The 16,853-nt window shown below is 71.9% G+C and carries 16 protein-coding genes; 11 read left to right on the top strand and 5 right to left on the bottom strand.

What is annotated here, in order from left to right; genetic code table 11:
• The first annotated feature begins 82 nt into the window (after nucleotides 1-82).
• Entirely contained in the window at nucleotides 83-412 is a 330-nt protein-coding gene (locus tag ASD90_RS15000) for a helix-turn-helix transcriptional regulator (RefSeq protein ID WP_056758185.1), read from the top strand.
• Nucleotides 409-1,362, top strand: a complete 954-nt coding sequence (locus ASD90_RS15005) for a hypothetical protein (protein ID WP_056758188.1) — start codon at nucleotides 409-411, stop codon at nucleotides 1,360-1,362. The genes ASD90_RS15000 and ASD90_RS15005 overlap by 4 nt, the downstream gene beginning before the upstream one ends.
• A gap of 70 nt (nucleotides 1,363-1,432) precedes the next feature.
• On the opposite strand, the gene gcvT is transcribed toward ASD90_RS15005, so the two are convergent.
• On the bottom strand, nucleotides 1,433-2,551 hold the full coding sequence (gcvT, locus tag ASD90_RS15010; RefSeq protein WP_056758192.1) for a glycine cleavage system aminomethyltransferase GcvT: 1,119 nt from the start codon (nucleotides 2,549-2,551) through the stop codon (nucleotides 1,433-1,435).
• 185 nt (nucleotides 2,552-2,736) lie between these two features.
• On the opposite strand from gcvT, the gene ASD90_RS15015 reads away from it, so the two are divergent.
• Nucleotides 2,737-4,206: a leucyl aminopeptidase gene (locus tag ASD90_RS15015; protein ID WP_056758195.1), complete on the top strand. Its 1,470-nt coding sequence runs from the start codon at nucleotides 2,737-2,739 to the stop codon at nucleotides 4,204-4,206.
• A 61-nt stretch (nucleotides 4,207-4,267) separates the two neighbouring features.
• On the opposite strand, the gene ASD90_RS15020 is transcribed toward ASD90_RS15015, so the two are convergent.
• Nucleotides 4,268-4,456 carry a DUF5302 domain-containing protein gene (locus tag ASD90_RS15020; protein WP_020145427.1) on the bottom strand — a complete coding sequence of 63 codons (189 nt, stop codon included), beginning with the start codon at nucleotides 4,454-4,456 and terminating at the stop codon, nucleotides 4,268-4,270.
• 134 nt (nucleotides 4,457-4,590) lie between these two features.
• Entirely contained in the window at nucleotides 4,591-4,938 is a 348-nt protein-coding gene (locus ASD90_RS15025; RefSeq protein ID WP_056758198.1) for a hypothetical protein, read from the bottom strand.
• Nucleotides 4,939-5,139: 201 nt separating this feature from the next.
• Here ASD90_RS15025 and lpdA point away from each other — a divergent pair, with 201 nt between their 5' ends.
• The 3 genes from lpdA to ASD90_RS15040 are packed head-to-tail and all read left to right on the top strand — an operon-like array spanning nucleotide 5,140 to nucleotide 9,317.
• Nucleotides 5,140-6,519 (top strand): dihydrolipoyl dehydrogenase, encoded by a 1,380-nt coding sequence (gene lpdA, locus ASD90_RS15030; protein WP_056758920.1) that lies wholly within the window; start codon nucleotides 5,140-5,142, stop codon nucleotides 6,517-6,519.
• 31 nt (nucleotides 6,520-6,550) lie between these two features.
• Nucleotides 6,551-8,383 (top strand): 2-oxoglutarate dehydrogenase, E2 component, dihydrolipoamide succinyltransferase, encoded by a 1,833-nt coding sequence (sucB, locus tag ASD90_RS15035; protein WP_056758201.1) that lies wholly within the window; start codon nucleotides 6,551-6,553, stop codon nucleotides 8,381-8,383.
• 25 nt (nucleotides 8,384-8,408) lie between these two features.
• Nucleotides 8,409-9,317 carry a TIGR01777 family oxidoreductase gene (locus tag ASD90_RS15040; protein ID WP_056758204.1) on the top strand — a complete coding sequence of 303 codons (909 nt, stop codon included), beginning with the start codon at nucleotides 8,409-8,411 and terminating at the stop codon, nucleotides 9,315-9,317.
• On the opposite strand, the gene ASD90_RS15045 is transcribed toward ASD90_RS15040, so the two are convergent.
• Both ASD90_RS15045 and ASD90_RS15050 read right to left on the bottom strand, forming a co-directional pair.
• Nucleotides 9,295-10,917: a serine/threonine-protein kinase gene (locus ASD90_RS15045; protein ID WP_056758206.1), complete on the bottom strand. Its 1,623-nt coding sequence runs from the start codon at nucleotides 10,915-10,917 to the stop codon at nucleotides 9,295-9,297. The genes ASD90_RS15040 and ASD90_RS15045 overlap by 23 nt on opposite strands.
• A 126-nt stretch (nucleotides 10,918-11,043) precedes the next feature.
• A complete protein-coding gene (locus tag ASD90_RS15050) occupies nucleotides 11,044-12,111 on the bottom strand; it encodes a Gfo/Idh/MocA family oxidoreductase (protein ID WP_056758208.1) in 1,068 nt (355 codons plus the stop codon).
• 36 nt (nucleotides 12,112-12,147) lie between these two features.
• On the opposite strand from ASD90_RS15050, the gene lipB reads away from it, so the two are divergent.
• From lipB to ASD90_RS15075, 5 genes are all read left to right on the top strand, one after another.
• The gene (lipB, locus tag ASD90_RS15055) at nucleotides 12,148-12,807 is read left to right on the top strand and encodes a lipoyl(octanoyl) transferase LipB (protein ID WP_056758210.1); all 660 of its coding nucleotides are present in this window, start codon (nucleotides 12,148-12,150) and stop codon (nucleotides 12,805-12,807) included.
• A gap of 112 nt (nucleotides 12,808-12,919) precedes the next feature.
• A complete protein-coding gene (locus ASD90_RS15060) occupies nucleotides 12,920-13,891 on the top strand; it encodes an ATP-binding cassette domain-containing protein (RefSeq protein ID WP_056758213.1) in 972 nt (323 codons plus the stop codon).
• A complete protein-coding gene (locus ASD90_RS15065) occupies nucleotides 13,888-14,937 on the top strand; it encodes an ABC transporter permease subunit (RefSeq protein ID WP_056758216.1) in 1,050 nt (349 codons plus the stop codon). Before ASD90_RS15060 ends, ASD90_RS15065 begins: the two co-directional genes overlap by 4 nt.
• A 124-nt stretch (nucleotides 14,938-15,061) precedes the next feature.
• Nucleotides 15,062-16,087 carry a lipoyl synthase gene (gene lipA, locus ASD90_RS15070; protein WP_056758219.1) on the top strand — a complete coding sequence of 342 codons (1,026 nt, stop codon included), beginning with the start codon at nucleotides 15,062-15,064 and terminating at the stop codon, nucleotides 16,085-16,087.
• A 5-nt stretch (nucleotides 16,088-16,092) separates the two neighbouring features.
• Nucleotides 16,093-16,827: a DUF4191 domain-containing protein gene (locus ASD90_RS15075; RefSeq protein ID WP_056758222.1), complete on the top strand. Its 735-nt coding sequence runs from the start codon at nucleotides 16,093-16,095 to the stop codon at nucleotides 16,825-16,827.
• Nucleotides 16,828-16,853 lie beyond the last annotated feature (26 nt).

Genomic DNA, 16,853 nt, shown 5'->3' on the forward strand with positions numbered 1-16,853 from the left:
GCTCGGAACGCGGATCCGGCACGACGCGGCAGCGGGTGTCGACACCCTTGATTACTTGTCAATATCGTGAAATATTGCGGCCATGCACGATGGTCTTGAGGCTGAGCGATTCGCGGCCCTCGGCGACCCCGTACGGCTCGCGACGGTCAAGGCTCTGGCCGGGGGCCCGCTGAGCGCCGGAGAGCTCGCCCGGCTCGCCTCGGTCTCGCCGTCGGTCATGAGCAGACACCTGCGCACCCTCCACGAGGTCGGCCTCGTCACCGACACCCGCGACCCGCGAGATGCCCGCCGTCGTGTCTTCGCGCTCGACCACGTCGGCCTCGTGGCGGCCCGCGCCTGGATGGACCAGGTTCAGGCCCAGTGGGACGAGCAGCTCGCTGCCTTCCGCGCGCACGTCGAGGCGGGTTCATGATCTCGCATGGCGGCGCCGGGACACCGCCCGGCCGCCCCGAGGCCCGCGCCGAGGTCGAGGTGGCGGTGTCGCCCGACCGCGCCTTCGAGGCGTTCACGGCCGAGATCAGCGAGTGGTGGGTGCCCGGACCGATCAACTTCTTCGACGCCCGCCGCTCTCCCACGATGCGTGTCGAGTGCCGACCCGGTGGTCGCGTGCTCGAGGTCTATCCCGACGGAGAGCTCGTCATCGCCGAGATCACCGTGTGGGAGCCGGGGGTCCGGCTCTCCTACCGCGGCATCGTCGACGACAGCCAGACAGACGTGAGCTTCGACCGGTCCCCCGCAGGCACCACCGTGCGGCTGCACCAGTACCTGCGCGATGACGGCGATCGAGCCTTCCTCTTCTGGCCCAACGTCATCGGCTGGCTCGTTTCCTGGTGCGACGACGACCGACAACCCGACGCAGCACCACCATCGCACCCGACCGCACAGCTGGACCGAAACCACGGAGGTAGCGCCATGACCGACCCTGTCGAGATCCTGCGAACCGCCCGGACCGTCGTGCTCCACGACTGGCCGTCCGAGGACGTCCCGAACGCCCTCGTCGGCGCCGGGCTCGACATCACCTTCCAGGGTGGGCCGCAGCCGGACGACCTCTATGTCACCCGACTCGTCGACGGTCGTCAGGAGACCGAGCGCGTGTCCGGCCTACCCGACCACGCGGACATCGTCTACAGCCACCGCCCCATCGACGACATGCCGCGCCTGCTCGAGGAGGCCCGGCGTCTCGGGGCGTCCACGCTCTGGCACCAGTCCGGCCTCGACGAACGGGGTGAGAAGGACCCTGCCGGCGTCCACCTGACCGAGGCCGAGGCCGACCAGAGGGCAGCGCTCGCCCATGAGGTCGGGGTCGACTTCGTCAGCGCCCCGTACATCGTCGAGGCCGCCGCGGCCGTCCGCGGCCGCTGAGCCCGTCCGAGACGTATGCCGGGTGGCCGCTTGAGTGCGCCACACGGCATACGTCAGCGCAGAAGGAGGCTCAGGCCTCGCGCACCTGGACCTGGACGAACGGCGGCTTGACGACGGTCGCCTCGAGCGCGCGGCCACGCACGTCGATCGACACCGTCTCGCCGTCGGCGATCTCGGGGTTGAGGAGGGCGAGGGCGATGCCCTGCTTGAGGGTGGGCGAGAAGGTGCCCGAGGTGACCTCGCCGGCGGCCGCGCCGTTCCACGACACGGTGCAGTGGGCCCGGGGGATACCGCGGCCGGTGACGAGGAGGCCCCGCATGAGGCGCGTCGGGTGGGCGCGCTCGGCCTCGAGGGCCTGCTTGCCCCAGAAGGCGTCCTTCTTCCAGCCGACGGCCCAGCCGGCGCGGGCCTGGACGGGTGAGATCTGCAGCGACAGGTCCTGTCCGTGCAGCGGGTAGCCCATCTCCGTGCGGAGGGTGTCGCGCGCACCGAGGCCGCACGGCTTGCCCTCGAACGGCGCGACCGCCTCGACGAGCGCGTCCCACAGGGCGGGCGCGTCGTCCCACTGCGGCACGAGCTCGTAGCCGCGCTCGCCGGTGTAGCCGGTGCGACACACGATGACGGGGTGGCCCTGCCAGTCCGCCTCGACGAAGGACATGTAGTCGTGGCCGGTCGGCAGCCCGAGCGACTCGAGCACCTCGTCGCTCTTCGTGCCCTGGACGGCGATGACGCCGTAGTCCCGGTGCAGGTTGGTCACCGTGATGCCCTCGGGCGCAGCGGCCTGGAGGCGACGGACGACCTCGGCAGTGTTGGCCGCGTTGGGGATGAGGAAGACGTCGTCGTCGGCCTTGAGGTAGACGATGAGGTCGTCGACGACGCCGCCGGCGTCGTCGCAGCAGAGGGTGTACTGCGCCGACCCGGGCTGGATGCGGCGCACGTCGTTGGTCAGGCACGTGTTGACGAAGTCGGCCGCCCCGGGACCGGTCACCGAGGCCTTCCCGAGGTGGCTCACGTCGAAGACGCCGACGCGCTCGCGCACGGCGGTGTGCTCGGCGACGACGCCGCCGCCGGGGTACTCGATCGGCATGTCCCAGCCACCGAAGTCGGCCATCTTGGCGCCGAGGGCGACGTGGCGGTCGTGGAGGGGTGAGGTCAGCGGGGAGGTCGTCCCCGACGTCGCTGTCGTCATGGGCGCCAACCTACCGCTCACCGGGTCCGCCCCCCTCGCTCGTTATCATCGAACGCCGCCAACAGCGGCGGTGTCGTGAGGCCGACCGGCGCACGAACCCGTGCCCGGCCGGCGCACCATCGACACACCCCTCAGGACGTGCTGTCACCCGTGCGCCCGACAGCACCTCGACAAAGGAGTCCTTCGTGGCCAACCTGACCATCTCGAACCGCTCGGCCGCCGACACGGCCGGCGACGCGCTCGTCGTCGCGCTCGTCCCCGGCGACGGCGGTGCCACCCTGGCCCCCGGCCACGGCCTCCCCCGCAAGACCGTCGCGCACCTCAAGTCCGTCGTCACCGACCTCGAGCTCGCCGGCAAGGTCGGTGAGGTCACCACCCTCACGGCCGTGCCCGAGGTCGCCGCGAAGCTCGTCGTCCTCGCCGGTGTCGGCCCGCTGTCCTCCGACCCCTCGGCCCTCGAGGACGTCCGCAAGGGCGTCGGCGGCGCGATCCGCTCGCTGAGCCGGAAGAAGAAGGTCGCGGTCGTCGTGCCCGGCACGTCGGTCGAGCTCGTCTCCGCCGTCGCCGAGGGCGTGGCGCTCGGGGCGTACGCCGTGTCCAAGGCGGGCACGAGGAGCACCGACGCCGTCGCGGCCGTGGCGCTCGTCGGCCCGGCCGACGCCGCGTCCCGCCGGGCCGTCAAGCGGGCCGCCGCTCTCGGCGAGGCCGTCGCGTACACCCGCGACCTCGTCAACCTCCCCCCGAACCTGCTCTACCCGGAGACGTTCGTCGACTCCCTCACCGACCGCATCAAGGGCACGAAGGTCAAGCTCAAGTCCTACGACATGAAGGCGCTGCGCGCCGGCGGCTTCGGTGGCACGGTCGGCGTCGGCCAGGGCTCGGCCAACGAGCCGCGGATCGCCGTCCTCAGCTACACGCCGTCGCGGCCCAAGGCGTCCATCGCCTTCGTCGGCAAGGGCATCACCTTCGACTCCGGCGGCCTGTGCATCAAGCCGGCCAACGGGATGCTGACGATGAAGTGCGACATGGCCGGCGCTGCTGCGGTCGCGGGCGCCGTCCTCGCGATCGCCGAGCTCGGTCTGCCCATCGCCGTCACCGGCTACCTCGGTCTCGCCGAGAACATGCCGAGCTCCACGGCGCAGCGTCCGAGCGACGTCGTGACGATGCGTGGCGGGACGACCGTCGAGGTGCTCAACACCGACGCCGAGGGTCGCATGGTCCTCGGTGACTGCATCGCCCTCGCCTCGGAGAGCAAGCCCGACGCCATCGTCGACATCGCCACCCTCACCGGCGCGCAGGTCGTCGCGCTCGCCAACACGGCGGCCGTCATGGGCAACGACGACGACTTCCGCACGCGCGTCCTCGAGGCGGCCTCCGCGGTGGGCGAGGCCATGTGGCCGATGCCCCTGCCGACGGAGCTGCGTCCGGGCCTCGACTCGATCAACGCCGACCTCGCGCACAAGGGCGGCGCCGAGGCCGGCATGCTGACGGCCGGCATCTTCCTCGGCGAGTTCGTCGGCGAGGGCATCCCGTGGAGCCACCTCGACATCGCGGGACCGGCCTACAACGACAAGGCCCCGACGGGCTACTGGCCCAAGGGCGGCACCGGCTTCGGCGTGCGCACCCTCGTCGGCCTCGCCGAGTCGTACGTCTGACCCGAACGCACGAGAGGCCACGTCCTGGGGGGACGTGGCCTCTCGGCGTGTGCGGCTGTGGTCAGCCGCCGGACTTGCGACGGAACATCTGCTGGGCCTTGGCGGGGCCGTGTGCGCCGTGCACCTTGGTGCGGTCGTGGTCGTCGGAGACGTCCTTGCCACCGTGGGCGTGCTTCTTGTCGAGCGCGGCCCGGAACTTGGCCTTCATCTCCTCGCTCGGACCGCTGGATTCGCCATCCTGCTTCGACATTCGAGAACCTCCTGTGTGCTGTGGCGCCGAATCCGGCACGGACTGAACACTTTTCACCCTGTCAGGCGAACCGGGACCCGGTCCACCCCTTTTGCCCGGCAACCGACCACGAGGTCGTATGCCGTGTGGCCGGGTCAGGCGTCTCCCTGACGTCGGCGCTTGCTCCACTCGCGCATCCGGTTGGGATAGCCCGTCTTGTTGACGTCGTAGACCGGCACGCCGAGCTTCTGGCTGATCTCGAGACCCTCCTTCGGCGAGCCCACGGCGCGCCGCGTCCACTCGCCGTCCCAGGCGATGAGCACGATCGTCGTGGGGCTGACGCTCGTGGCGGGCTCGACGTACGCCTCGACGCCGAGCCGGGAGTCGACGAACGAGCGGAGGTGCTGCTCGACCGCCTTGCGGTCGATCTCCATCTGCGGCCCGTCGGAGCGGGTGGGACGCCCGTCACCCTTGCGGCTGCCGCGTCGTGAGAACCAGCCCATGGCGGCACTGTACGTGGTCCGGCCGTGCCCGCCGCCACAGCGCGCCGGGCGGCGTGACCTGCCTGTGACGTCTCATCCGATCAATGACAAGATGCTGTTGCACGCCCACCCGTACGCTCACCCATGCGTACGCCCGAACCTCCGCGGACTCCTGCTGCACGACGGCGGGAGCAGGCGATTCACCCGAAGGAGCACATGCACATGCCGGCTGGTGCCGCAGGCGACTACGACGTCGTCATTCTCGGTGGAGGGTCCGGCGGCTACGCCTGCGCCCTGCGGTCGGCAGAGCTGGGGCTCTCCGTGGCGCTCGTGGAGAAGGGGCGTCTGGGGGGCACCTGCCTGCACCAGGGCTGCATCCCGACCAAGGCGCTGCTCCACGCCGCCGAGGTCGCCGACGTCGCCCGCGAGGGCGCGTCGTTCGGCGTCAAGACCACCTTCGAGTCGGTCGACATGTCGGGCGTCAACGCGTACAAGGACGGCGTCATCAGCCGTCTCTACAAGGGCCTGCAGGGCCTGGTGAAGGCAGCGAAGATCGACTACGTCGAGGGCGCGGGTATCCTCGACGGCCCGCACACCGTCGTCGTCGGCGACCGACGCGTCACGGGCCGCAACGTCGTGCTCGCGACCGGCAGCTACGCGAAGTCGCTCCCCGGTCTCGAGATCGGGGGCCGCATCATGACGAGCGAGCAGGCGCTCTCCATCGACGACGTGCCCGCCCGGGTCGTCGTCCTCGGTGGCGGCGTCATCGGCGTCGAGTTCGCCTCGGTCTTCAGGAGCTTCGGCTCCGAGGTGACGATCGTCGAGGCCCTGCCCCGGCTCGTCGCCGCCGAGGACGAGGCCATCAGCAAGCAGCTCGAGCGCTCCTTCCGCAAGCGCAAGATCGCCTTCAAGACCGGAGTCGCCTTCGCCGGCGCGACCCAGAAGGGCGACGTCGTCACCGTCTCGCTCGAGTCGGGCGAGACCATCGAGGCCGACCTCCTGCTCGTCGCCGTCGGGCGGGGCCCGGTCACCGACGGGCTCGGCTACGAAGCCGCAGGCGTCACGGTCGACCGCGGCTTCGTGCCCACCGACGAGCGCCTGCGCACCAGCGCCCCCGGCGTCTACGCCGTCGGCGACATCGTGCCGGGCCTGCAGCTGGCGCACCGCGGCTTCGCCCAGGGGATCTTCGTCGCCGAGGAGATCGCGGGTCTCGCTCCGGCCGTCATCGACGAGACGGGCATCCCCCGGGTGACCTACTGCGACCCCGAGATCGCGAGCGTCGGGCTCACCGAGACCCAGGCGCGTGAGAAGCACGGCGAGGTCGCGACGTACGAGTACAACCTCGGCGGCAACGGCAAGTCCCAGATCCTCGGCACCCAGGGCTTCGTCAAGCTCGTGCGTCAGGTCGACGGACCCGTCGTCGGCATCCACATGATCGGGGCCCGGATGGGCGAGCAGATCGGCGAGGCACAGCTCATCGTCAACTGGGAGGCGCACCCGGAGGACGTCGCCGGTCTCATCCACGCGCACCCCACACAGAACGAGGCACTCGGCGAGGCACACTTGGCCTTGGCGGGTAAGCCCCTGCACGCACACGCTTGAGCCAGAAACTGGGAAGAGGAGAAAACACGTCATGTCAGAACGCGTGACCATGCCGGCCCTGGGTGAGTCCGTCACCGAGGGGACCGTCACCCGCTGGCTGAAGAACGTCGGTGACCGCATCGAGGTTGACGAGCCACTGCTCGAGGTCTCGACGGACAAGGTCGACACCGAGATCCCCTCCCCCGTGGCGGGCACCCTCCAGGAGATCCTCGCCCAGGAGGACGACACCGTCCCCGTCGGCGCCGACCTCGCCGTCATCGGTGACGGCGACGCCCCTGCGTCGGGTGGCGACGCCCCGGCCGCCGAGCCGGAGGCCGCGCCCGAGGAGGCACCCGAGCCCGAGGCCGCCCCTGCACCGGAGGCGCCCAGCACCGAGCAGGAGCCGCAGGCCGCCACGAGCGAGCCGGAGGCCGCGCAGGCGGAGCAGCCGCAGGCCGCCGCCTCGGCGTCGGGTGGCGGCGAGGGCCAGACGGTGACGATGCCTGCTCTCGGCGAGTCCGTCACCGAGGGCACCGTCACGCGCTGGCTGAAGTCCGAGGGCGACGAGGTCGCCGTCGACGAGCCCCTCCTCGAGGTCTCGACCGACAAGGTCGACACCGAGATCCCGTCGCCCGTCGCCGGCACGCTGACCAAGATCCTCGTCCAGGAGGACGACACCGTCCCCGTGGGTGCCGACCTCGCCGTCATCGGCGGCGGTGCACCCGCAGCCGGCGCAGCACCGGAGCCCGAGAAGGCCCCGGAGCCGGCGCCTGAGCCCGAGCCCGAGAAGGCACCCGAGCCCGCTGCCGAGGCACCCAAGGCTCCCGCTCAGGAGCAGCAGGAGGAGGAGGCCCCTGCGGCCGCCGGCACGCCGGCCGACGCCGAGCGTCCTCCGGCCCAGCAGTCCCCCGAGGCCGCCGCCCCGGCCCCGACGCCGTCGCGCGACGACGCCGCCGCCTACGTCACGCCGCTCGTGCGCAAGCTCGCGAACCAGCACGGTGTCGACCTCGGCTCGATCACCGGCACCGGCGTCGGCGGTCGCATCCGCAAGCAGGACGTGCTCGACGCCGCCGAGGCCGCCAAGGCGCCGGTCGCGCCCGCACCGGCCGCCCAGCCGGCTGCTCCGGCGGCCGCTCCCGCCGCTCCCGCCGCGTCCACGGCCCCGGCAACGGTCTCGCCCAAGCGCGGCACCCGCGAGAAGATGACCCGCCTGCGCAAGGTCATCGCCACCCGCATGGTCGAGTCGCTGCAGGTGTCGGCACAGCTGACCACCGTCGTCGAGGTAGACCTGACGAAGGTGGCTCGCCTGCGGGCCCGGGTCAAGAGCGACTTCGAGGCCCGCGAGGGCACGAAGCTGAGCTTCCTGCCGTTCCTCGCTCTCGCCGCGACGGAGGCGCTCAAGGCGCACCCGATGGTCAATGCGAGCATCGAGGGCGACGAGGTCGTCTACCACGGCAGCGAGAACCTCTCGATCGCCGTCGACACCGAGAAGGGCCTTATCGTCCCGGTCGTCAGGAACGCCGGTGACCTCAACATCGCCGGCCTCGCCCGCGCGATCGCCGACGTCGCCGCACGCACGCGCAACAACAAGATCACGCCCGACGACCTCGCCGGTGGCACCTTCACCATCACCAACACCGGCAGCCGTGGCGCGCTCTTCGACACGCCGATCATCAACCAGCCGCAGGTGGCCATCCTCGGCACCGGCGCGATCGTCAAGCGCCCCGTGGTCGTCACCGACGTCGACGGCGGCGAGACCATCGCGATCCGCTCGATGATGTACCTCGCGCTGTCCTACGACCACCGCATCGTCGACGGTGCCGACGCCGCGCGGTTCCTCGGCACGATGAAGGCCCGGCTCGAAGAGGGCCAGTTCGAGGCCTGAGGTTCCCCTGCATGAGGAGCACCCCATGACGAAGCGCGTCGCTGTCACCGGCTCGTCCGGTCTGATCGGCGGCGCGCTTCGTCGTGCCCTCGCCGAACGCGGTGACGAGGTCATCCGTCTCGTGCGCCACTCCCCCGCTGCCCCGGGCGAGGTCCAGTGGGACCCCGCCCGGGGACGGCTCGACGAGGGCGCGCTCGACGGGGTCGACGCCGTCGTCAACCTGGCGGGCGTCGGCATCGGTGACCGCCGGTGGAACGCCGAGCACAAGCGGGAGGTCGAGCGGTCACGCACCGACGCCACCGGGACGGTCGCCCAGGCACTCGTCACCCACCGCGACCGCACCGGCGAGGCCATCCGGCTCGTCAACGCGTCGGCCGTCGGCTACTACGGCGACCGGGGCGAGGAGCACCTCCCCGAGACGAGCGGCCCGGGGCAGGACTTCCTCTCCGGTGTCGTCGTCCGCTGGGAGGGCGCGGCCCGGCCCGCCGTCGACGCGGGCCTCCCCGTCGCCTTCGTCCGGACGGGACTCGTCATGGCACACGAGGGTGGCGCCTTCGAGCAGGTCGTGCTGCTCGGCCGTCTCGGCCTCGGCGGTCCGATGGCCTCGGGCCGCGAGTGGTGGCCGTGGATCACGCTCGTCGACGAAGTGCGTGCGATCCTGCACCTCCTCGACCACCCGGAACTCGTGGGGCCCTTCAACCTGGCAGCCCCGGGGGCCGCGCGGCAGCGCGAGATCGCGTCGGCCATCGGGTCGGCGCTCTCGCGGCCGGCGTTCGTCCCCGCCCCCCACTTCGCCATCCGTGCCGTCATCGGCGAGTTCGCCGACTACGTCGTCGCGAGCCAGCGCGTCGAGCCTGCGGCCCTGCTCGCCTCGGGGTTCACCTTCGAGCACCCCGACCTCGACGGCGCCGTCAGGTGGCTGGTGAGGCGCTGAGCGCGCTGATCCGCCAGCCCTGCGGCCCGCGCACCAGCCGGAAGTCGAGCTGACGGCCGACGTCAGCGGGGCGCCCCTGCTTCGCGCCGTCCGCCGTGACGACGGTGTATGCCGTCCAGTCGACCCGGGCGCGCACCACCGCCTCCGTCGGTGACCCCGACACGAAGAGCGCCTCGGCCACCTCGAGCCGCAGTCCCTCCCAGCGCGTGCGGGCGCCGGCGAGTCCGGCGAGCAGCGCCCGGTCGGCGGCGAGGCTCGGCGAACCGGGTGCGTGGACTCCCGCCAGGGCTGTGACGTCGCCGTCGACGAGCGCGACGGAGCGCCGGTCGCTGAGGACCTGCAGCACGTCCTCGGGGCGTAGCGAGGGGCTCGTGGCCTCGCGCAGGACCGAGTCGGACGTGGTCGCGCCCGGTGCGGGACGTGCCGGCGGGCGGGGCGGCGTCGAAGTCGTCACCACCGTGGACGCGGTCGGCCCCGGGACCGTGCGCGGCGGTGTCCTGTGCGGCCCCGGCACTGCCGCGGCACCGGACGCCCCGGGTGTGGTGGACGCGGGCCGTGCGAGCGTCGTCGCGGCGTGTGCCGACCACGTGGACGGGTCCGGTGCCCGCCCCGCCCACGCCCACCCCGCTGCCACGAGCAGCGGCACGGCGACGAGCGCCGACACGACGAGCGCCGACGCGACCACGCGACGTGACGACGGTCGCGGGCCGGGCGCCGGGGGAGGCGGCTCGCGACCTGCCTCGGCCCGGAGGCGGTGGGTCAGTGCCGACGCCTGGTCCGGGCCGACGACCACCTCGACGGCCTCCGGCGGGGCCGCGTCGTAGAAGAGGCCGGCGAGATCGGCGGCGCTCGGCCGACGGTCCGGCTCGGGGTCGATCGCCGCTGCCACGACCGAGGCGAGCTCGGGGCCGACGTGGCTCACGACGGTCGCCTCGTCGAGACGCAGCATCGTGTCGGGAGCACCGTTGCCGGTGAGGCAGAACCACGCCACGGCCCCGAGCGCGTAGACGTCGGAGGCCTCGTCGGGCCGCGCCCCGAGGAGCACCTCGGGCGCGACGAAGCCCGCAGTGCCGTGCACGACCCCGGGCTCACCTCCGGCCACGCGCACCGCACCGAGGTCGAGCAGGACCGGTCGCCCGTCGGAGGTCACCGTGATGTTGGACGGCGAGATGTCGGCGTGCAGGCCTCCGGCCGCGTGCAGGTGCGCCACGGCCTCGCAGACGGGCGTGAGGACCGTGACGACCTCGCCCGGCCGCAGGTGACCGCGGGAGCGCACCATCCCGGCCAGCTGGGCCCCGGTGACGAGGTCGAACACGAGGGCCTCGCGGCCGTCGGCGAGGGGCACGACCGACCGGAGCGGCACCAGGTGGTCGTGCTGCACGGCCAGCAGGACCTGCTGCTCGGCGAGGGACTGCTGCCGGTCGAGCTCGTCACGGACGAGGTGCGGCACCTTGATCGCCACCCGTCGTCCCGTCGCGTCGACCCCCGACCACACGACCGCTGACCCTCCGGTGCCGATGACGGCGTCGACGCGGTGTCCCGGGACGTCGGGACGCTCCGGTGGCGCCTGCCCCGGCTGCTCTCGCTCCTGGTCGTCCATGCGCTCATGCAAGCACCGCCCCGACGGTGCGCGGGCGCGTCATCCACAGGGCCCGGACGACGACGGGACCAGACGACGGGCCGCGCCACACGGCATACGCGACGTCGACGGTGCCGACGGTTCCGGTCAGGGGGTCTGGCCGGGAGTCACGACGTCTACGACCCGACGGTCACGGGCGCTGATGCGCGCGGCGTCGACGACGGCGAGCACGTGGACGGCGTCGCGCGGGTCGACCGGCATCGTCGCCTGCGGGTCGGACGACACCAGCGCGACCGCGACCGCGCGGTAGAAGTCCGCCTGGTCGGCGTCCGTCACGACGGGCCCCGGCTCGCGCTCGTCGCCGCGCACGACCCAGCCGACGGCGTCGCCCTGGTTCTCGAACTCGGTGAACGAGCTGACGTCGTCGAACTGTCTTCCGATGACGAAGGATCCGGCCGAGCCGTTGACGCGGGCGCGCGGCCCGGGGGCGCCGTTGACCGAGCTGGACATGACGTGGCTGACGACGCCGGAGGTGTGCCGGCAGGCGAGGAAGGTGTCGTCCTCGGCGACCGTCGTGCGCGAGTCGACCTCGGCGTAGACCGACTCGACCTCCCCGTGCAGCAGCACGGCCTGGTCGACGAGGTGTGTCTGCAGGTCGAGCAGCAGGCCGCCACCCTCCTCGGCGGTGACCTGCTCGCGCCAGCGCTGCTTGGGCACCGGGCGCCAACGGTCCCAACGGTATTCGGCTCGCCAGATCTCACCGACGAGCTCGTCGTCGCGCACGATCCGCAGAGCCGCCAGCTCGGGGTCGAAGCGGCGGTTGTTGAAGACCGTGAGGGGCACTCCGTGGTGGGCGGCCAGGTCGACGACGTCGAGCGCGCGGCTCGCGTCGACGGCGAGCGGCTTGTCGACGACGAGCGGGATGCCCGCCTCGACGACCCGCTCGGCCTGCTCCGCGTGCACCCCGCTCGGCGAGGCGAGGACGACGAGGTCGAGGCCGTCGACGCCGAGAAGGGTCTCGAGGTCGGGGACGACCTCGGTGCCCGGCAGGTCGGCACGCACCTCGTCGGCGCGTGTCGCGTTCGACGTCGAGACGGCCGCCACCGAGAGGCCGGCCCGGACGATGAGCGGGGCGTGGATGCCTCGCCCCGCGGAGCCGTAGCCGACGAGTCCGACGCGCAGCGGGGTGGACGGGGACGGGTCGGTGCCAGGCATTCCGGCATCGTATGCCGCCCGGCGTAGGGTGACCGCATGCGCTTCGTCCACCTCGGCCTCGACCCCGACTTCGTCGACTACGAGCAGGCCTGGCAGGTCCAGCGCGACATGCACGCGAAGGTCGTGGCGGGCGAGGAGCCCGACACCGTCTACCTCCTCGAGCACCGCGCGGTGTACACGGCCGGCAAGCGCACCGAGCCGCAGGAACGACCCAGCGACGGCACACCCGTTATCGACGTCGACCGCGGCGGCAAGATCACCTGGCACGGCCCGGGACAGATCACCGGCTACCCCATCGTGCGGCTGCCGGCGCCCATCGACGTCGTCGGCTACGTCCGGCACATCGAGGAGATGATGATCCGGGTCTGCGCCGACTTCGGCGTCGAGGCCGGGCGCGTCGAGGGCGAGAGCGGCACGTGGATCGCCGCCGACGACCGCGGGCCGCGTCGCAAGATCGGTGCCATCGGCATCCGCGTCAGCCGGCAGGTCGCGATGCACGGCTTCGCGCTCAACTGCAACCCCGACCTGTCGTGGGGCGAGGTCATCATCCCGTGCGGCATCGTCGGTGCCGGTGTGACGTCCCTGTCGTTCGAGCTCGGGCGCGACGTGCCCGTCACCGAGGTCCTCCCGCACGTCGAGAAGCACCTGGCCGACATCCTCCCGACGCTCCAGCCCAACCGCCGCGCCCTCGCCTGAACGACGCCGCCCCCGAGGCCGTATGCCGTGTCGTGACCGGAGGGTTCACGCCCGGTCGGGTGGTGGCACCCCCTAGGGTGTCGACCACCAACCGGTCGAACCAGGGGGATCGATGGACGTCGCCGTCCGCACCGTCAACCTACGCAAGACGTACCTGAGCCGCGGGTCACGACGTGTGGCCGTCACCGGCCTGTCCATGTCCGTGCCCCTCGGTGGCGTCCACGGCTTCCTCGGCCCCAACGGCTCGGGCAAGACGACGACGATCCGGATGCTGCTCGGCCTCGTGCGTGCCGACTCGGGCACCGCCGAGGTCTTCGGCGAGGCGGTGCCCAAGCGACTGCCCCACGTCATCGACCGGGTGGGTGCCATCGTCGAGTCGCCGAAGTTCTTCCCCGCCTTCACCGCGCGCCAGAACCTCGTGCTCCTCGCCGGCGCGATCGGCAGCCCGCGACACCGTGTCGACGAGGTCCTCGAGGCGACGCACCTCGGCGACCGCGGTCGCGACCGGTATGCCGGGTTCTCCCTCGGGATGAAGCAGCGCCTCGCCATCGCGGCGACGTTGCTCAAGGACCCTGACCTGCTCATCTTCGACGAGCCCACCAACGGGCTCGACCCGGCGGGGATCCGCGAGGTGCGCGACACCATGTCGTCACTCGGCGCCCAGGGCAAGACGGTGCTCGTCAGCTCACACATCCTTGCCGAGGTCGAGCAGGTCGCCGACACGGTGTCGATCATCGGGCACGGGTCGCTGCTCGCCGAGGGGCGCGTCAGCGACATCCTCGGAGGCGCCGGTGCCGCCGGCACCGCCCAGGTACGCGTCGCCGTCGCCTCCCCCGACCGGGCCGCCGAGGTGCTGGCTGCCGACGGCTTCACGCTGACCCGTGACGACGCGTACCTCGTCGTCGGCACCGACGACCCCTCGGCCGTGACCCGGTCCCTCGCCGGGCACGGTCTCTACGTCTCCGAGCTCGTGCCGGTTCGGCCGGACCTCGAGTCGGCCTTCCTCGCACTCACCGCCGACGAGGGGCTCGGGAGCGATGCCGACCGGGCCGCCGGTGGACGCCGGAGCGGTGGTGTGGCATGAGCGAGACGCTCGTCTCCCCCGACTCCCGGCCCCGCACCGAGCGGCAGCCCAAGGGCACCTCGTTCGCCGGCCTCGTCGGCGTCGAGCTGCGTCGCCTCTGGTGGCGCCGGCTGACGAAGGTGGTCGTCGCCGCCGTCGTCGTCTTCATCGGCGCGACCGTCTACAACGCCTACAACGAGACCTCGCCCGAGCGCCTCGCCCAGCAGCTCGACAGCTACCGGATCATGCAGCAGGAAGCACCCCGCATCGTCGAGGACTGTCGCAGGCAGCAGGCCATCGAGCGTGACCGCAGCGGCGACCAGACGCTCGACCTCGGCTGCGACCAGCAGGCCCAGACCCCGACGCTCGAGGAGATGGGGATCGGCCTGCCCGTCGCGGACATCGTCACCGAGGGCATCGCCCGGACCATCGCCCTGCTGCTCGCGTTCGTCGCCCTGCTGCTCGGTGCGAGCTTCGTCGGGGCCGAGTTCTCCACCGGCTCGATGGGCCTCTGGCTCACCTTCCAGCCACGACGGCTGCGCGTCGCCGCCAGCAAGCTCATAGCGGCCGCCGTGGGTGGCGCCGTCGTCGCGGTGCTCGGGCTCGTCCTGACCAACCTCGGCGCCCGCATGGTCGCCGTCGTCAACCGCCCCGGCTCCGACCTCCAGCTGCCGCAGGCGCCGCCGCTCGAGGAGCCGTTGGCCCTGCTCGGGCTGCGCATCGTCGCGCTGGCCCTGGGCGCCGGAGTCGTCGGGGCAGCGCTCGGCCTGCTCCTGCGCCACACGGCGGCGATCATCGGGACCGTGCTCGGCTTCGCCGTGGTGGTCGAGGGCATCGTCATCCAGGCGTTCCTCCAGGGCCGGCTCCAGCAGTGGTCGGTCCTCGAGAACATCGAGGCGTTCGTCGACCGGGGCACCACGTACGCCGCCGAGTCCTGCGGCCCCTCGTCGTGCGAGTACGCCGAGCGGACCCTCAGCTACACGCACGGCTGGGTCTTCCTGCTGTGCATGGCTCTCGCGGTCGTGCTGGCGGGCCTCGTGTCGTTCCGGCGGCGCGACGTCACCTGACGCCCGAGGTCAGGCCCCCGCCCGACCCGACCACCCGGCATACGCCCACGTCGAGGGTGGTCCGGGACGGTCCGCGGGGAGGCGTAACCTGTGCGGAGCAGCAAATCCCGACCAAGGAGCCCGTGTGTCTGTCGTTCCCGACGGCCGTCGTCTGCTGCGCGTCGAGGCGCGCAACGCCGAGACCCCCATCGAGCGCAAGCCGTCCTGGATCAGGACCACCGCCAAGATGGGGCCCGAGTACACCGCCCTGCACTCAATGGTGAAGTCCGAGGGACTCCACACGGTGTGCCAGGAAGCCGCCTGCCCCAACATCTTCGAGTGCTGGGAGGACAAGGAGGCCACCTTCCTCATCGGGGGTGACGTGTGCACCCGGCGCTGCGACTTCTGCGACATCGCGACCGGCCGCCCGACCACCCTCGACCTCGACGAGCCGCGACGCGTGGCCGAGTCGGTCGCCCGGATGGGACTGCGCTACTCCACCGTGACCGGCGTCGCCCGCGACGACCAGCCCGACGGCGCCGCCGGTCTCTACGCCGAGACGATCCGCCAGATCCACCTGCTCAACCCCAACACCGGCGTCGAGATCCTCCCGCCCGACTTCGGCGCCAAGCCCGAGCTCGTCGGCCAGGTCTTCGACGCCCGCCCCGAGGTGTTCGCCCACAACCTCGAGACGGTGCCGCGCATCTTCAGGCGCATCCGTCCCGCCTTCACCTACGAGAAGTCGCTGGCCGTGCTGAGCATGGCGCGCGAGGCGGAGCTCGTCACGAAGTCCAACCTCATCCTCGGCATGGGCGAGACCGACACCGAGATCGAGGAGGCCATCCGCGACCTCCACGACGCCGGCTGCGACATCCTGACCATCACGCAGTACCTCCGGCCCTCCAAGCTGCACCACCCGATCGACCGGTGGGTCAAGCCCGAGGAGTTCGTCCACTGGTCCGAGGTGGCCGAGGAGATGGGTTTCAAGGGCGTCATGGCCGGTCCGCTCGTGCGTTCGTCGTACCGCGCCGGTCGTCTCTGGGCCACCGCGATGCGCAAGTGGGGCCGCGAGATCCCCGCGCACCTCTCCCACCTGGCCGAGGCCGCAGGGTCCCCCGCGCGCCAGGAGGCGGCGTCGTTGGTGGCCCGCGCCCAGAGCGCCGTATCCTGAGCACCATGGCACGCAACAAGGACGGCGACGCGACGAGCGCGCTCCAGGAGAAGAAGCAGGGACGGCTGTCCCAGATCCGTGACGTCTACCGGGTCTCCAAGCAGGCTGACCCCCTCATCGGCTGGTTCATGCTGCTGTCGTTCCTCGTCGTCTTCGGGGTGCTGCTCGTCATCGGCTTCCTCGTCAAGCTGCCGTGGATCTTCGGCATCTTCGGGGTGCTCTTCGGCGTCCTCGCCGCGACGATCGTCATGAGCCGCCGCGCCGAGCGGGCGGCCTACAGCCAGATCGAGGGCCAGGCCGGCGCCGCCGGTGCCGCCCTCACCTCGATCCGTCGTGGCTGGTACACCGACCGCGAGCCCGTCGCCGCCGACGTCGCCCGCCCGGGTGACATCAACTCGGCCGCCATGGTCTACCGCGCCCTCGGACGGCCCGGCGTCGTCCTCGTCGGCGAGGGCCCGACGGCACGCGTCCAGAAGCTGCTCGCCACCGAGAGGAAGCGCGTCGAGCGCGTCGCCCCCGGCGTCCCGGTCACCACGATGCGCGTCGGATCCGGCGACAACGAGGTCCCGCTGCCCAAGCTCGCGAGCAAGGTCCAGCGCCTCAAGCCACAGATCACCAAGGACGAGATGGCCCTCGTCAACAAGCGGCTCAAGGCGCTCGGAGGTCTCCGTGCTCCGCTTCCTCCCGGCGTCGACCCGATGCGCGCCCGCATGGACCGGAAGGCCTTGCGCGGCAAGTGATCCCGACCGCCACGGCGGTGCGACCA

Source organism: Terrabacter sp. Root181 (assembly GCF_001428505.1).
Lineage (GTDB): Bacteria > Actinomycetota > Actinomycetes > Actinomycetales > Dermatophilaceae > Terrabacter.

Excerpts from the sequence above, each read along its gene's own strand:
- ASD90_RS15000 (WP_056758185.1), top strand. The coding sequence starts at position 83 with ATGCACGATGGTCTTGAGGCTGAGCGATTCGCGGCCCTCGGCGACCCC.
- ASD90_RS15005 (WP_056758188.1), top strand. The coding sequence starts at position 409 with ATGATCTCGCATGGCGGCGCCGGGACACCGCCCGGCCGCCCCGAGGCC.
- gcvT (WP_056758192.1), bottom strand. The coding sequence starts at position 2,551 with ATGACGACAGCGACGTCGGGGACGACCTCCCCGCTGACCTCACCCCTC.
- ASD90_RS15020 (WP_020145427.1), bottom strand. The coding sequence starts at position 4,456 with ATGTCGAAGCAGGATGGCGAATCCAGCGGTCCGAGCGAGGAGATGAAG.
- ASD90_RS15025 (WP_056758198.1), bottom strand. The coding sequence starts at position 4,938 with ATGGGCTGGTTCTCACGACGCGGCAGCCGCAAGGGTGACGGGCGTCCC.
- lpdA (WP_056758920.1), top strand. The coding sequence starts at position 5,140 with ATGCCGGCTGGTGCCGCAGGCGACTACGACGTCGTCATTCTCGGTGGA.
- sucB (WP_056758201.1), top strand. The coding sequence starts at position 6,551 with ATGTCAGAACGCGTGACCATGCCGGCCCTGGGTGAGTCCGTCACCGAG.
- ASD90_RS15040 (WP_056758204.1), top strand. The coding sequence starts at position 8,409 with ATGACGAAGCGCGTCGCTGTCACCGGCTCGTCCGGTCTGATCGGCGGC.
- ASD90_RS15045 (WP_056758206.1), bottom strand. The coding sequence starts at position 10,917 with ATGGACGACCAGGAGCGAGAGCAGCCGGGGCAGGCGCCACCGGAGCGT.
- ASD90_RS15050 (WP_056758208.1), bottom strand. The coding sequence starts at position 12,111 with ATGCCTGGCACCGACCCGTCCCCGTCCACCCCGCTGCGCGTCGGACTC.
- lipB (WP_056758210.1), top strand. The coding sequence starts at position 12,148 with ATGCGCTTCGTCCACCTCGGCCTCGACCCCGACTTCGTCGACTACGAG.
- ASD90_RS15060 (WP_056758213.1), top strand. The coding sequence starts at position 12,920 with ATGGACGTCGCCGTCCGCACCGTCAACCTACGCAAGACGTACCTGAGC.
- ASD90_RS15065 (WP_056758216.1), top strand. The coding sequence starts at position 13,888 with ATGAGCGAGACGCTCGTCTCCCCCGACTCCCGGCCCCGCACCGAGCGG.
- ASD90_RS15075 (WP_056758222.1), top strand. The coding sequence starts at position 16,093 with ATGGCACGCAACAAGGACGGCGACGCGACGAGCGCGCTCCAGGAGAAG.